The following is a 16,156-nucleotide window of genomic DNA, read 5'->3' as shown; positions in this document are numbered from 1 at the left end:
AATGGTGCAACTTTGCAGCACTGAACGCAGGATGCCAAATGTGAAAAAGGGGAGCCTTGCTCCCCCATTGAGTTACTTCAGTCAGCCGTTACTCCAACCAGCAGTTACGCCAGCCAGTGTTGCAGCTGGCTGGCCATGCCAACTGGCAGCAAGTGAACGCGGCTTAGCAAGTGGCTGCGCCAGGGCTCGGCCAGCAAGGTCGGGCAAATTCGCATCTCCCGTCCCCGGTCAGTCACGCGCACCAACCGATCGATGAGGGTCTCCAGCGGCGGATGCGCCGGCCAGTGAGGATAGAGGTCGGCAGTCGCGATCCCGGCCAGCTCGCACACCCGCTCCTCTTCCTCATCTCCCTTTCCATCAGCCATTGGCCAGGGGTGAAGGACATGCAACCAACCCGGCCGTGCGGCCTCCAGCAACTGGCCCAGCGTCGGCTGCGCAAAGTGGGGATCTCCTGCGGCTTTGAGCAGATGACGCGCCCCCGCCAGCACCACCACGCCGCGGGCGGGAAGTGCAAGAAGATAGTCGGCCAGCGCCTGATCCCGCCCCCTGTTGTGCTGCTGCCATCGCTCCGGAGTCAACTCTTGCCACTCGAATGAAGGCTCGCAGAGATGCACCCGCAGCCGCACATGTTCGGGGCGAGCCAGATTGCTCTGGCGCAGGGCGGCAAAGAGGGCCGGAAACTCGGGGGCCATCCAGGCGGGAAAGGCGCAAGAGTCGAGCCAGACCGGATAGAGCCGTGCCAGCGTCAGCGGCTCCCCCTGCCAGCTCTCCTCCCCCGCCAGCCAGGCATCGAGCAAGCCCTGATGGCGGCGGTTGCCGCACTCCAGCACCAGATCGGTCATGATTCCCCAGAGCGCCGGATCACACAGCCAGGCGTGCTGGCGCCGGATAAAATCCGGGTGCCAGTGCGGCTCCCCCAGCCCCACCAGTTTGCCCACCTGCAAAGCTTCCCTGATAGCGGCAACCGGGGTCATGCGTCCCCCTCCTGCCGGATGTACGGTTGCTGCCCGACCCCATCGACCCGCTCACCAATAAGGGCGCCGATCTTCGCCAACCAGTCGGGATGCACCATCTCCTGATGCAGGCAGGGGAAGCACTCATAGCGGATATCCCCTTTTGTCAGCGACTCCCAGCCGCGCCCATCCAGCCAGGGCTGGCGAGAAGCTGACGCCTCGATAAAGATCACCTCCCCGTGGTAGCAGTAGTCGACCGGCTGACGGATCAGCCGGTTGTTGTGGCCCACCAGCTCAATCATGGCGCTCACCACCTGCTCGTCGAGCATGGCCAGCGCACTCCCCTCTGCCCCCAGTCGGGCCACCACCTCGTCACGAGTAAGGGAATCGAGCGCATCGTCCGCAACCGCAATCCCCCCCATTCGCAGCAGCGCATCGAGCATCCGCTGCTCGTCGGGCAGCTGCTGGGTCTGCCACTGCAGGCAGGGGTAGGCGTCGAGCAGCAGCACCATGGCCACCTCTTGTCCCTGTTCTTGCAGCATGGCGGCCATCCGGTGCACCAGCATGCCCCCGAGCGACCAGCCGAGCAGCCAGTAGGGCCCCTCACTCTGCTGACGACGCAGCTCGGTCACATAATCGAGCGCCAGCTCGTCGAAACTGGCGGGCAGCGGGGCATCGGGCTGACAGAGCGCACGCGCCTGCAGGGCATAGACCGCCATGTCGGTCGGCAGATGGGGCACCAGCGGCGCATAACACCAGCCGAGCCCGCCGGCGGGGTGGACGCAAAAGAGAGTGGGACCCGATGTACCCGCCTGCACACCGGGCGCCCGCAGGGGCAACAGCATGGGCATGGCCTCCCGCTCGCCGCCAAGACGACGCGCCAGCTGGGCGGGGCTCGGCGCTTCGAACAGACTGGCCAGAGTGAGAGCCTGTCCGAGCGACTCTTCAATGCGCACCACCAGTTGCGCCGCCAGCAGGGAGTGGCCGCCGAGGGCAAAGAAGTTATCGTCGGCGCCGACTCGCACCAGCCCCAGTATCTCGGCGAAGAGGCGACAGAGCCGCTCCTCCTGCAGGTTTTTCGGCAGTGACTGACCCACCGCCGACGCCATATCGGGCAGCGGCAGCCCCTTGCGATCCAGCTTGCCATTGGGGGTAAGCGGCAGTTCGGCCAGGTTTACCAGGAGCCCCGGCACCATGTAGTCAGGCAAGGCTGCGCCAAGGGTGGGTACCAACTCGGCCAGCGTCAACTCGCTGCTATCTGCGGCCACCACGTAGGCCACCAGACGGCGATCGCCGGGAGCAAATTCGGGGGCCAACACTACCGCCTGCGCCACTCGGGGATGGCGCAGCAGCACCTGCTCGATCTCCTCCAGTTCGATACGCTGGCCACGGATCTTCACCTGAAAATCGAGGCGCCCCAGATACTCGATGGCGCCATCCTCGCGCCAGGCGGCCAGATCGCCGCTGCGATAGAGCCGTCCCGCGCCGAAGGGGTTGGCAATAAAGCGCTCGGCGGTGAGCTCGGGCTGGCCAAAGTAGCCCTCCGCCACCTGCACGCCGCCGATCCAGAGCTCCCCCGCCACACCGGGCGGCACCGGCTGCAACCAGGGGTCGAGAATGTGGATACAGGTATTCCAGACCGGATAGCCGATGGGCACGCTGGTCACCGCCTCGTCTGCCCGGCAGGGATACCAGGTGACATCCACCGCAGCCTCGGTCGGGCCATAGAGGTTGTGCAGGGGGGCTGAAAATGCCCCATACCAGCGCTGCACCAGATCCGCGGGCAGCGCCTCGCCGGAGCAGAAGACCTGCCGCAGGGCGCGGCAACGCGCAGGTTCGGCTTGTGCGACGAAGACCTGCAGCATGGAGGGGACAAAGTGCAAGGTGGTGATCCCCGCCAGCTCAATCAGCTCGGCAAGGTAGGCGGGATCCTTGTGGCCGCCCGGTTTGGCGAGCACCAGCCGCGCCCCGGTCATAAAGGGCCAGAAAAACTCCCAGATGGAGACATCGAAACCGGCCGGGGTCTTTTGCAGCACCCGATCCGCCGGGCCGATGGGATACATGTGCTGCATCCAGAGCAGCCGGTTGACGATGGCACCGTGGCTCACCACCACCCCTTTGGGCCGACCGGTCGAACCTGAGGTGTAGATGATATAGGCCGCATCTTCCGGTTTGGGGGCTGGCAGATCACAAGGTTCTGTCGCCACCACGTCTATCGTCGCCAGCTGCTCTGCCACACCGGGGGCATCGAGGCAGACAAGTGGCGCGACCACATCGAGCGGCATCCGCAAGGTGCGACTGGTCAGCACCAGCGCAGGATCGCTGCTGGCGAGAATGTAGCCGATCCGCTCCGCCGGATAGTCCGGGTCAACGGGCACATAAACGGCACCCACCGCCATGATGGCCTGCTGGGCGAGGATAAGCTCGGGAGAGCGCGGGATCACCACCGCCACCCGACAACCGGGGCCCACGCCCCTCCCCGCCAGATAGCTGGCCAGCTGGCGGGTGCGCTGGCGCAACTCGGCCACACTCCAGCTCTCGGCGCCACACTCCAGCGCGATGGCGCTCTGATCTGCCGCCGCCAGCCCTTCGGCCAGCAGTGCGCTCAGGGTGGTAGTCGGCAACAGATGGTCGGTCTGGTTCCAGCGCGCCAGCTCAGCCTGCTCGCAGGGCAGCAACAGCGGCAAACGCACCGCCAGGGCCTCGTCATCCGCCTCACTCCAGGCGGCCAGATAGGCCAGCAGTCGGGCCAGATGACGTTCGCTCTCCTGATGGCAGAAGCGCCCCTGATGTGCTTCGAGGGTCAGGGTCATCGCGCCTGCCTCCTCGGCAAAGTAGAAGGCGCACTCCTCCACCGGCCCCGCCGCCAGCACCTGCACCTCGCCACGAACTTGGTTGTGCCCTTCACCAACGCTGAGGGTGCGGGCAAAGGGCATCAAATTGACCTGAGGGCCAAACAGCAGCTGGCCCGGCTGACGCTGTTGCAACCACTCCTGACGGCAGCCCTGATGACGGCGCAGGGCGGCAAATTGCCGCTCGACCTGTGCCAGCAACTCCCCTACCCGGCTGGTGCCGCTCAGCTCGACGCGCAGGGGCACCACATTGACCTTCATGCAGGGGGTATCGGCCGCCGCTGAGCCCAGCCGCCCCATCAGCGGAATACCCAGCACCACCTCGCCAGCGCCGCTCATCCGCTGCACATAGCTGGCCACCGCCGCCAGCAGCAGGCTGTAGGGGTGACAGGCCGAACGACTCGCCCGTGCCACCAATGCCTGCCACTGGCGGCCCACTAGCCGCTGCTCAAGACGATATGTGGAGCCCGGCCCTTGCGCCGGACGGCGGGAGAGCGACGCAGGATTCTCCACCCCGGCCAACTGCTGCACGAAGAAATCGCGATCCCGCGCGGCGCGCGGCGAATCCTGATAGGCCGCCTCCTCGGCCAGCAACTCCTGCTGGGTCGCATAACGACAGGGGGCAGGCTGCTCGCCGGCACAGAGCGCCTCATACCAATTTGTCACCCGCTGGCAGAGCAGGCTCAGGCCAAAGCCGTCGATGGCGATATGGTGCACGGCGATAAACCAGGCCCACCGCCCCTCGCCAAGGCGATAGAGCGTAGTGGCAAACAGCGGCCCCCCGGCCAGATTGAAGGGGACGGCCAACTGCGCACGCATCTCGGCCTGCGCAGCGGCGAGCGGGTCGGCTTCGCTGCGCAGATCCCGCTCTGCCAGCTGCCAGCAAGCGGGGTTGGCCACCATCTGCGGGCCATCGGCAGTAGCCACAAAGGCGCAGTGCAGACCGGGGATCTCGTCGATAGTCTGGCGCACCGCGCGGGTGAAGTGATGGGGAGCCAGCGCCCCCTCCAGCAGCCAGTACTCGCCGGTATTGCAGGCGGGGCTCTGCGGATATTTTTGCTGGGCAAACCAGATGCCCGCCTGAGCGGTGGTAAGCGACCAGCGCGGCGGCTCCCCACGCTGATGGGTGGCGCGCATCGCCATTGTCTGTTCCATGGAAATGTCCTTGCGCAAACATCAAGCGGGCAGTGAGTTGCTCCTGCCCGCATGGCTGAAAAGCGAGGAGGCAAGGCCTCCTCCATAAAAAGAGTGTCACGCCTGCCAGACCGGCAGCGCGCGGGCTAGACCCCCAGAGTGGCACCGCCATCGACCACCAGATCCTGCAGGGTGATATGGCTGGCGGCATCGGAGGCGAGAAACAGCACGCAAGCAGCCACCTCGTCGGGTGTCCCGAGCTTGCCAAGAGGGATCCCCAGCTTGAACTGCCCGGGCAGGCCCGCGATGGTACGCAGCTCTCCTTCCTGCTGCGCCGCCTCCCCCTCCTGCCACATGCCGTACAGCATCGGGGTACGGGTCGAGCCCGGCGACACCAGATTGCAGCGCACCCCATAGGGGGCAAGCTCCAACCCCGCCGTTTGGGTGAGGCTGGTCAGCGCCGCCTTGGAGGCGCCATAGATGCCCATCCCCACTCGCGGTACCCGACCGGCATTGGAGGAGACATTGACGATAGCGCCCCTGCGCCGCCCCTGAAACCAGGGGGTCAGGGCCCGCATCAGGTAGAAAGGGGCGAAAGTGTTGATGGCGAAGGTGCGCTGCAAGAGGGCGTCATCCACCTCATCGAGCCTGCCGGTCGCCAGTACGCCAGCGACATTGACCAGCACATCGGGCCCCAGCCCCTCGTCCAGCAGCTGTTCGCAGCAGCGGGTCACGGCCTCGCTGTCGCTCACATCGATCACCACTCCCTTCACGTTGCCGGGCAGCGCCTCGGCCAGTTGCAGATCGAGCGCCACCACGCTGGCCCCCGCCTCGGCAAAGGTGCGCGCCACCGCATGGCCAATTCCCTGCGCCGCACCGGTCACCCAGACGGTTCTGCCTTGCCACTCGCTCATGGGGTGCACTCCGGTTCGCTGACGTGATCTTCGTTGGCCTGATAAGCCGTGGCCTGACTGACATTCAGCTGACGGGAGAGGAGCGCCCACCAATGGGCCAGGGTCGGCGTGCGGGCCAGCTCGGCCAGCTCCACCACCAGCCCCTGCTGACGCCACTCCTCCACCAGCCCCATCACAGCCAGCGAGTCGAGACCGTAGTCGAGCAGGTTGTCATCCTCGGTGGGCTGCTCCTGCTGCATCTCGGCGGGCAGCCGCGCCAACACCAGATCACGCAGTGACTCGCGAGTCAGAGGGCGTTTGCTGGCCGCCATCACCTCGGCCACGGTAATCACCCGACCGGCATTGCGGCTGACATAGGAGAGCGCCAGCAGATGATCCTCGCGGGAGAAGTCGGCGATGGCATCAGCCACCAGGAAGGGGCGGATATCGCGCATAAAGGCATCGACCGCCGTCTGCATCACCCCGATATGGCCGTAGATGCCACAGATCACCAGCTGATCCCGCCCCCATTCGGCCATCAGCTCGGCCAGCGGTGAGCGGCAAAAAGCGCTGTAGCGCCACTTGGTCAGCACCGTATCCTGCGGCTCGGGGGCCAGCGCAGGAATGATCGGTTGACGCTCTGGCGCCCGGGTCAATCCGGGCCCCCACATGTCATTGAGCAGCGCCCGATCTGCTTGGCTCTGCTCGGCGGGCTGGGCGGTATAGACCACCGGCATACCGAGGGCTCGCGCTTGACGGATCAGGGCAGCTATATGGTCGATGACCTGATTGATCAGCGGATTGTCCAGCCCGTAGAAGTCGACGAAATAGTGCTGCATATCGTGGACCAGCAAGGCGGCGCGGCCCGGTTCGAAAGGCCAGTTCACCCGCCCGCTGGGCAGCTCCTCAGCGGTGGGCAGCGGATAGGCGGCGAGGGATTGAATGGTCATGCACACTCCTTGGCGAGCTGCTCGCGCAGCGTCTGTTTGTCTATCTTGCCGACCGGGGTGTGGGGCAGTTGCTCCACCAGCACCAGGCGATCAGGCAGTTTGTAATCGGCCACCCCCTGCTCACGCAGGAAACGGCGCAAGCGGGGCAGATTGAGGGGCTCGCGGCACATCAGAAAGGCGCAGCTGCGCTCCCCGAGCATGGGATCAGGCATGGCGACCAGCGCTGCCTGCCGCACCTCCGGGTGGGTCAGCAACAGCTCTTCAATCTCGAGAGCGTCGATCTTCTCCCCGCCCCGGTTGATCTGATCCTTGTTGCGTCCCACCACCATCAAATGGCCGCCGGGCAAGCGGCAGACCAGATCGCCGGTGCAGTAGAAACCGTCCCGATCAAAAGCCCGCTGATTGTGGGCATCTGCCTTGAAGTAGCCGCGAAAGGTGTAGGGGCCACACGTCCAGAGCTCGCCACACTCACCAACAGGCAAGGGGCGCCCGTCGCTGCCTCGCACCTCCACCTCGTCGCCCGGGCTCATCGGACGGCCCTGGGTATTGACGATGTGCCACTGGTCATCCTCGATGCGGGTGTAGTTGACCAGCCCCTCAGCCATGCCGAACACCTGCTGCAAGCGGCAGCCAAGGCGGCTCGCCACCGCCTCGGCGTGAGCCGGGCTGAGGCGCGCACCTCCCACCTGCACACACTCCAGAGAGGTCTGCGGATAGTGACTGGCAGCCTCCAGCCAGAGCGCCAGAGCCGGTGGCACCAGCGCCGCCCAGTTGATCTGATGGCGCTGCACCAGCGGCAGACAGGTTGCCGCAGAGGGATCCTTTGCCAGCACCAGGCAGCCACCGGCATAAAACACTCCGAGTGCCCCGGGGGAGCTCAGGGGAAAGTTGTGGGGCGCCGGCAGGGCGCAGAGATAGATCACCCGCTCATCCCAACCGCACACCGCCACGCTCTGGCGCACGCTATAGCCATAGTCATCGTGGGTACGGGGGATCAGTTTGGGGGTGCCGGTGCTGCCGCCGGAGAGCTGGAAAAAGGCGACCTGATCGGCCGGAGTCGGTGCAGGAGTTGGCGCAGCAGTCACCTGCACAGAACCATCTGCACGAGCCACGGTTTCAGACTGACGCCATGCAAATCCTGACTGAAGATCGCCCCCTTCTGCTGGCTCGAACAGCAGTGTCTGACAGGAAGGCGATACCCACTCATCAAGGGCCGCGAGGCTTCCCCCTTCACCGGCAAAGCCGGGGTGAGAGGGGCTGAGTACCAGCAAGGCGGGCTCAATCTGGCGGGCAAAGGCCACCAGCTCGCGCCGCTGATGGCTATAAAGTGCGTGCACAGCCACCACTCCGCAGCGGATCAGGGCAAACCAGCAGATATAGAACTCGGCGCAGTTGGGCAACTGAACCAGCGCGGTATCGCCATGACCCAACCCGCGCACTGCCAGCCGCGCCGCCAGCGCATCGACCTCACGTTTTAACTGGCCATAACTGAGGGTGCGCTCGCCGCAGATCAGGGCCGTGCGCTCGGGATAACGTTCGGCAGAGTCATCGAGCAGGGCGGTGAGCGGTTGCCCGCGCCACCACCCTTGCGCCCGGTAGTGGGCCGCCAGCTCGGCGGGCCAGGGGGTAAAGGGCACCAACGGCTTCATGCAGTTACCTCCGGCTCCCGGCTCTCGAGGCCAAACGCCCGCAGCATGGTGCCGAGTTTGGCGGCGGTCTCCTGCCACTCTGCTTCCGGCGAGGAGCCCACCACCACCCCGGCGCCGGCATAGAGCCGCAGCTGTCTGCCAGCCAGCACGCCACAGCGAATGGTGACTACCCACTCGCCATTGCCGTCGGCATCCATCCAACCAACGGCGCCGCAGTAGAAGCGGCGATCGTACCCCTCAAGCCGGGCGATGGCCTGACGCGCTGCCGAGAGCGGCGTGCCGCACACCGCCGGTGTCGGGTGCAGCGCCAGCGCCAGAGCCAGCACGGGAGAGGGCTCATGGAGCCGTCCGGCGATGCGGGTCGAGAGGTGCCACATGGTCGGAGTGGCGATCACCTGCGGCTCCAGAGGGACGTCCAGCTCGCGGCAGAAGGGAGCGAGGGCGGCGGCGACCGCATCGGCCACCAGCGCATGTTCATAGCGATCCTTCTGCGCCCCTAGCAGTTCGGCACTGGCCGCCTGTTGATCGGAAAAAGCGTGGCGCGGACGGGAGCCCGCCAACGGATTGCTCACCACCGCCATCTCGCTGCGCGATACCAGCAGCTCGGGGCTCGCGCCAAGCAGGGTCTCTCCCTCCGGCAGCGGGATCTGGAACACATAGGCGCCCGGATTCTGGGCCAGCAGAGAGCCAAAGGCGTGTGCAGGTGAGGTCTGCTCTGCGCTCTGCACGTCGATGGCGCGCGACAGCACCACCTTCTCAAGCTGCCCCTCGCTGAACTGCTGCAGCGCCGCCCGCACCGCCCCCTGATAGTGGGCAGCGCCGGTCACTTCACTCACCTCACCATGGAGCTGGCAACAGCGGGCGGGTAACAGGGCATCCCTTGCGACCCACTGCGATTGCGCCGGGATCACCAGATGCCAGGGGGATTGGGTATCAAACGGGATGGCGCCGATGGCGATGGGATTGACCATCCCCTGCTGGCGCAACTGACGCAGATGGGCGAGCAGTTTTTCCGGTGGGATGCCGGTAAAACTGTCGTGGATACCGGAAGCGACCAGTACCCTGTCACCGCTGGCAAAACAGCACACTTTATCCAGCCCGGCCGCAGTGGCGGGCCACTCTCCTTCCAGTGCATGGTCACACATGACGGTGCTACTCCTTGGAATGAATCACTACCTGAAACGACAAAAAGTGAGTCATTTGACTCACCGCATCGCAGGGTGAGCGGCATCCTAACAAGGAGTGAAAAAACGATCAATAAAAATGAGAATCAATTTCATTAACTTCTTTTTAGTCAAAAGAGAGGGGCGAACGAAACCGAACATCACCGATAAAAAAGAGTTGCGATCGAAGCAAATTCAACTTGATAATGATAACGCTTATCATTTGAATGTTATGGAAGATGTAAATAATGAAATCCTCAACCTCCCGTTTTATTGCTCCCAGCCTGCTGGCCACCACCATCGTCACTCTGCTGACCCAGCAAGCGATCGCCGCCAGCAACGCCCCTCAAGCCGATGAAGTGATCACCGTCACCACCACGGCGCACAATACCCGCTCGGCACCAGCTTCTATCTCTGTCATCACGGCCGAACAGATCGCCGCCGCGCCCGTCAATGATCTTGCCGACCTGCTGCGCCACGAAGTGGGCATTCAGGCTGAAGCTGACACCAATGGCCGCAGCGATATCGGCATTCGCGGTATGTCCGGCAAGTACACCCTGGTGCTGGTGGATGGCAAACGCCTCTCCTCCTCCAATGCCCTGTGGCGCGGCGGCAACTTCGACAACACTCCCGTGCCCCTTGGCATGATCCAGCGGGTCGAGGTGATCCGTGGCCCCATGTCGGCACTTTACGGCTCCGATGCCATCGGTGGTGTCATCAACATCATCACCAAGCAGCCGGGCAAAACCTGGCAAGGGGCGGCCGATGCCGACTTCAAGGCCATCGAGGGCAAGGATGGCGGCGATCAGCACAGAACCAACCTGGGCTTTACCGGCCCGCTGACCGACAACCTGCTGATCCGGATGAACGGCGAGGTGTATGACCGTCAAGCCTGGACCCCCACCGAAGCCGCTGACGGTATCCCCCTTATCGAAGCCAAGCAGACCCGCAACTTCGCCTCTACCCTGAGCTGGCTGGTGGATGAGCAACAACGCTTCGAGCTGGATTACCTCTACAACCAGGATGAGCGGCCTCTCGATATCTTCCGCAAAACCGGCAACAAGGTGCACAGCCGCCAGCAGCAAAACGATCGCAACCTGTTTGGTCTGACCCACAAGGGGAACTGGAGCTGGGGTGACACCACCGTCATGGCCAACTATGAAAGCTCCCAGATCGATGACTTCAACACCAGCTACTCGGCCCCGCAGCAGCGCGAACTGGAAGAGAACACCTTGACCCTCAAGGGCTACACCAACCTGGCGCTGGCCAACCACTACCTGACCCTGGGCGGTGAATATCTGGATCGGGAGCTGGTGGATGCGGTGAGCTACAAGGATATCGGCGGCAAAGAGAGTCACTCTCAGGAGGCGCTGTTTGCTCAGGATGAAATTGGCCTGACCGACAGCCTGACCTTCACGCTGGGCGGCCGTTACGATCACCACGAGATCTACGGCAGCCACTTCACCCCGCGCGGCTATCTGGTCTATGAGATGAACGATGTGGTGACAGTGAAAGGCGGTGTCAGCCAGGCCTTCAAGGCACCGGCGCCGCACCAGTACTCCAACGGTTACAGCATCGAGAGCTGCGGCGGCAGCTGCCGCATCTATGGCAGCGACAAGGTCAAGCCGGAAACCAGCACCAACTACGAGCTGGGCGTTATCGCAGGAGAAGGGATCTGGGAGACCAGCGCCACCCTGTTTTACTCCGACATCGACGACATGCTCACCTTCAAGCAGTTGCCGAACTCCACTGACCGCACCTGGTACAACCTGGAGAAGGCCACCACCAAGGGGCTGGAGCTGACCGGCAAGCTCGATCTGACCGACGATATCAACCTTGGCGCCAACTACACCTACCTCAAGGCGGAAGGCGATCAGGGTCAGGCTCTGCCCGAGCGGCCTGAGCACAAGGCCAACGCCAAGATCACCTGGCAGGCCACCGAGCGGGTCAATGCCTTTGTCGGCACCACCTACACCGGCACCCAGTTTGCCGAGCAGACCGTCAACAAGGTTGTCGTACTGCACAAGCTGCCCAGCTATCAGACCTTCGATCTCGGCACCGGCTTCAAGGTCACCGAGAACTTTGACCTGCGACTGGGGATCAACAACCTGACCGACGTGCGCCTGCAAGAGAAAGATACTGTCTTCCAGAACGTCGAACCGGGTCGCAGCTACTACGTCAGCGGCTCAGCCCGCTTCTAAGGTAGCCAAGGCCGATATAACAGAGCGCGGGCCCATGCCCGCGCTCTGTTAACCAAGAGAATAAGGGGAAGATCCCCACTGGACAGCAAAGAGCATGCAGATTTCCATTTGTCATCAGGATCGCTCATGTTCACCTCACTTCTGAATGCTTCACCCCTTGCCACCCTGCCCACCCCTGACGAGATGTTAAAGGCCAAACCCTGTCCGGCACGGCTCGCTCGCCAGATCGCTCGCAGCCGCCAGCAAGCCCGCCATATTCTGCAGGGAGAGGATGATCGCCTGCTGCTGGTGATCGGCCCCTGCTCCATTCACGATCCGGCAGCCGCCCGCGACTATGGTGGCCGGCTCGCTGAACTGCAGGGCCAATACGGGGAGCAGCTGCAACTGGTGATGCGCACCTATTTCGAAAAGCCGCGCACGACGCTCGGCTGGAAAGGATTTATCTTCGATCCCGACCTCGATGGCAGCGATCGACTGGAAAAGGGCCTATCCCAGGCCCGGGAGTTACTTCTGGCCCTTGGACAGGAAGGGCTCGCCTGTGCCACCGAATTTCTCGATCTCACCAGCATGCTCTATCTGGGGGATCTCATCAGCTGGGGTGCCATTGGCGCTCGCACCACCGAATCCCAGCTCCACCGCCAGCTGGCCTCGGCCCTTCCCTGCCCCATCGGCTTTAAAAACGGCACCGATGGCAATATCCGGATCGCGGTAGAGGCGATCCTCGCCAGCCGGGCGGCCCACCTCTATACCCAGCCTTCCGGTGATGGCCAGCTGGCACTGGTGCGCAGCCATGGCAACCCCGACTGCCACCTGATCCTGCGCGGTGGCCGGCAGCCCAACTATCAGAGCTGTCATGTGGCAGAGGCTGGCGACTTGCTGCGCCAACATCATCTGTCACCCCGGCTGATGATCGATTGCAGCCACGGCAACAGCCAGAAACAACATGCCCGCCAGCTGCTGGTTGCCCGTGACATTGCCGACCAGCTGGGTGCTGGTAGCCATGCCATCGCCGCCATCATGGTGGAAAGTTTTATCTGCGAAGGGCGTCAGGAGATTGGCAGCAAACCGCTGCGCTACGGCCAGTCGATCACCGATAGCTGCATCGGCTGGGAACAGACAAGGCAACTGCTCGATATGGTGGCAGAAGGGGTTGAGGCGCGCCGTCAGCAGCGGGTCGCCCTGGCGGGATAAATAGCGGATTATTCAGATAACGCAGAAAAGAGTGTGGCCCCGATGGGGCCACCTTGTTGTTCGCTGTTTGACACTCGTCAGGCGACTGACTCACGCTCCACCAGCTGGGCTTCAAACTTGAGCGCCAAGCCGTCCACCGGCTTGTGATCGAGCAGGCGCAGCGCCAGCTCGGCAGCGCGGCTGCCCATCTCCTCGATGGGGTAGCGCACCGTGGTGAGCTTGGGATAGATGTAGCGGGCGTAGGGGATATCGTCGAACCCCACCACCGACACCTGCTGCGGGATCTTGTAACCCCGCTCCAGCAGGCAAGAGATGGCGCCGGCCACCATACCGTCGTTGAAACCGAGCACGGCCGTGAACTCGACACCACGGGCCAGCAGTTCACTCATCGCCACATAGCCGCCATTTTCGTCGGCATAGGCACGGCTGACGAGAGCAGGATCAAAGGCGATCCCGGCTCTGGCCAAGGTCTGGGTGTAACCGGCCATCCGCTGCTGACCATCGACAAACTCTTCATCATCGGAGGTGATAAAGGCGATGTTGCGATGACCGGCATCCAGCAAGTGCTGGCACGCGGTGGTGATCCCCGCCTGGTTATCGAGCCAGACGCAGCGATCTTCAGCGCCCGGCACCTGACGGTTGATGAACACGATGGGGGTAGAGCCTGCCGCCAGCTCGCTCAGCTCCTCGTCCGGAAGCGCCTTGCTGTGGAGGATCAGCGCATCGCACTGGCGCTGCAGCAGCGCCTGAATGGCGTGACGCTCGCGCGCGATATCGTGGTTGCCAGACATGACGATGGTGAACTTGTTGGCCTGATCGACCATGGTTTCGATGCCACGCATCATCTGGGCAAAGAAGGGGCCGCCGCAGAGGTCGCCAACCAGCACGCCAATGCAGTTGGAACGTGCTGACCAGTGCCTGGGCAAAACTGTTGGGTCGAAAATTCAGTTCCTTCATGGCCGCCAGTACGGCCTCACGCTTTTCCGGTGCTACCTGTGCCGTGTTGTTGATAACCCGCGACACGGTGGAGATAGACACATTTGCCAGCTGAGAAACGTCTTTAATCGTTGCCACTATCCATTCCTTTATTGTGGGGGAACCTGTCGGTGCCGACGCCCGAGTATACCCTGCGGCCTGATGCAATTCCCGGAGCCAGGTCACCAGGCATGTTTCCTTTGGTAACAAAACCTTACCCGATGATACCCGGCAGCAGGGAAATTTGAAAACAGGGGCCGGCTGGCGGCCCCCGACTCAATAGGCGTGATTGAGCTCCCGCTCTGACATGAAGCGCAGCGGCTGCTGCAGCTTGTGCTGATAGATGAGATCGAACGACAACACGTTTTGCACGTAGTTGCGGGTCTCCTTGTAGGGGATGCTCTCGACCCACACGTCCATCGGCTTGTTGTCACTCTGCTCTCGCCAGCGTTTTACCCGTCCCGGCCCGGCGTTGTAGGCGGCCGCCGCCAGGATCCGGTTGCCGTCATAAACATCCAGCAAACGCTTGAGATAGGCGCTCCCCAGACGAATATTCATCGTCGGATCAAACAGTTGCTGCTCGTTGCGATAGGGCACCCCCAGCTTGCCTGCGGTCTCTTTGGCGGTGGCAGGCATCAGCTGCATCAGACCGCGCGCCCCCACCGGCGACTGGGCCAGCGGATAGAGAGCACTCTCCTGACGAGAGATGGCGTAGAGCAAACTGGTGTTCATGGTGCGCTCTTGCGCCATCTGGGAGAAGGTGCGTTTGAGCGGCAGCGGGAAGCGCAGGTCGAGGGCATCCCACGCTTCGGCGCGAATGCTGGCGAGAATGGCCAGCTCGTGCCAGCCCTGATTGAGGGCGATATGACCAAACTCGATGCGCTGGGCCACCGGATTGCGATCCATGTTGTGGATCCACTCCGAACGGGCCGCCGCAATCTCGTTCATCGACAGCAATTCGCGCACCCGCAACAGGAAGGGCCAGCGCTGACTGGCCGTGCGCCAGTCCGGTACATGCTTGACGCTCTGGTTCTTGATGCGATAAGGCACCCCGGTGCGCTGGGCGGCCATAAAGCCGTAGAAACCGCGCAGGTTGGCGGTCTCCAGATAGAGATCCCGCGCCGGTTTTTGCTGCCCCTGCACTTCAAGGGAGCGCGCCATCCAGTAGCGCCAGCGATCCTCTTTCTGACGGGCCATCGGCATCATCTTCACCCAGCCGGAGAGGCCACGCCAATCCTGCTCCCAGATGGCCAGTCGCGCCCGCAGCTCGGTAATGTCGGGATCCGCCAGCTTTTTCACCGTGCTGTCGACCCAGCTGCGCTGGGCAATGGAGCGATCCAGCAGCAGGCGGCGGGCAATGGCACGCTCTACCGGTTTCACCTCGGCCTGGGTCAGGCCGAAACGGCTGCGAAACAGCGCAAGCTGGCGCAGCACCGACTCCGGCTCCTGATTGGCATAGCGGGTCAAGCCGAGGGAAAGCAGCTTGCGGGAATAGGGATTGCTGCTGAAATAGGCCGGGTTCATCGCCTTGGCTGGCTGCTCGAACAGGGTCACCATCTGATCGCCATAGCTCTGCAAGCCACTACCCAGGGTCGCGCCAAGGTGGCGGATCAGATTGGGATTTTCCGCCTCGAACGCCAGCGTCATCCGCTGCCAGATCTTCTCCTGGGTACGCTGACCGGATGCCTGCCACAGCTGGAACAGCGGTGAGCAGGCATCGGGGCGCGATTGACCACTCATCCAGATCTTGCCCGCCCCCTGCAACGCCTCTTTCGGCTTGCCGGTGTAATAGAGCGCCTGATAGTGCATGCAGAGCAGATCGGTGGAGCTCGGCTTGGCCGGATAGAAGCGCAGGAACTGCGACCACTGCTGGCTCTGGGCCAGATAGGTCAGATAGCTGCGCTCCAGCCGGTTGGACTGGGGAGTATCCCATGCTGGCGGATAAAGCGGGTCACATCGTTGTAATCCGCCGCCCCCGGACGAAAGGCGAGCTGATAGTAATCGAGGTAAGGGAGCAGGGGGTAATGGGTCAAACGGGCACGAATTTGCTGGAAACGGGCCTGATCATTGGCCCGTACGGCGTCATACGCCTGACGGTAGAGCGTCTGGTCGGCAGTCTGCGCCATCAGGGTCGGCACAAACAGCGCCGACAAAACAATTCCCCATACAGCTTTCACTGAACATCTCCATTGAGG

At 63.2% G+C, this 16,156-nt stretch carries 8 protein-coding genes and 2 pseudogenes; 2 read left to right on the top strand and 8 right to left on the bottom strand.

What is annotated here, in order from left to right; all coding sequences use genetic code 11:
* Window positions 1–104 precede the first annotated feature (104 nt).
* The 6 genes from ACTG2B_RS07480 to ACTG2B_RS07455 form a co-directional block, all read right to left on the bottom strand.
* The gene (locus tag ACTG2B_RS07480; protein WP_346212640.1) at window positions 105–974 is read right to left on the bottom strand and encodes a hypothetical protein; all 870 of its coding nucleotides are present in this window, start codon (window positions 972–974) and stop codon (window positions 105–107) included.
* Complete coding sequence (locus tag ACTG2B_RS07475; protein WP_429200942.1) at window positions 971–4,960, bottom strand: amino acid adenylation domain-containing protein; 3,990 nt, start codon at window positions 4,958–4,960, stop codon at window positions 971–973. Before ACTG2B_RS07475 ends, ACTG2B_RS07480 begins: the two co-directional genes overlap by 4 nt.
* 125 nt (window positions 4,961–5,085) lie before the next feature.
* Window positions 5,086–5,853: a 2,3-dihydro-2,3-dihydroxybenzoate dehydrogenase gene (dhbA, locus tag ACTG2B_RS07470; protein WP_439995461.1), complete on the bottom strand. Its 768-nt coding sequence runs from the start codon at window positions 5,851–5,853 to the stop codon at window positions 5,086–5,088.
* Window positions 5,850–6,782: an isochorismatase family protein gene (locus ACTG2B_RS07465; RefSeq protein WP_439995460.1), complete on the bottom strand. Its 933-nt coding sequence runs from the start codon at window positions 6,780–6,782 to the stop codon at window positions 5,850–5,852. Before ACTG2B_RS07465 ends, dhbA begins: the two co-directional genes overlap by 4 nt.
* A complete protein-coding gene (locus ACTG2B_RS07460; RefSeq protein WP_439995459.1) occupies window positions 6,779–8,431 on the bottom strand; it encodes a (2,3-dihydroxybenzoyl)adenylate synthase in 1,653 nt (550 codons plus the stop codon). Before ACTG2B_RS07460 ends, ACTG2B_RS07465 begins: the two co-directional genes overlap by 4 nt.
* Window positions 8,428–9,576, bottom strand: a complete 1,149-nt coding sequence (locus tag ACTG2B_RS07455) for an isochorismate synthase (protein ID WP_439995458.1) — start codon at window positions 9,574–9,576, stop codon at window positions 8,428–8,430. Before ACTG2B_RS07455 ends, ACTG2B_RS07460 begins: the two co-directional genes overlap by 4 nt.
* A 266-nt stretch (window positions 9,577–9,842) precedes the next feature.
* Between ACTG2B_RS07455 and ACTG2B_RS07450 the strand changes: the two genes are divergently transcribed.
* Together ACTG2B_RS07450 and ACTG2B_RS07445 are read left to right on the top strand one after the other, a co-directional pair.
* On the top strand, window positions 9,843–11,795 hold the full coding sequence (locus ACTG2B_RS07450; protein ID WP_158109616.1) for a TonB-dependent receptor domain-containing protein: 1,953 nt from the start codon (window positions 9,843–9,845) through the stop codon (window positions 11,793–11,795).
* Between the two features lie 126 nt (window positions 11,796–11,921).
* Entirely contained in the window at window positions 11,922–12,986 is a 1,065-nt protein-coding gene (locus ACTG2B_RS07445) for a 3-deoxy-7-phosphoheptulonate synthase (protein ID WP_429200954.1), read from the top strand.
* 77 nt (window positions 12,987–13,063) lie between these two features.
* On the opposite strand, the pseudogene ACTG2B_RS07440 reads toward ACTG2B_RS07445, so the two are convergent.
* Window positions 13,064–14,060: pseudogene (locus ACTG2B_RS07440) on the bottom strand (LacI family DNA-binding transcriptional regulator).
* 177 nt (window positions 14,061–14,237) lie between these two features.
* Window positions 14,238–16,138, bottom strand: a pseudogene (locus ACTG2B_RS07435) (transglycosylase SLT domain-containing protein).
* Window positions 16,139–16,156 lie beyond the last annotated feature (18 nt).

This window comes from Aeromonas sp. 30P (genome assembly GCF_051919805.1).
Taxonomy (GTDB): Bacteria; Pseudomonadota; Gammaproteobacteria; order Enterobacterales; family Aeromonadaceae; genus Aeromonas; species Aeromonas veronii.
The sequence above is the reverse complement of the archived record's forward strand: the minus strand, read 5'-3'. Positions and strand labels throughout refer to the sequence as shown.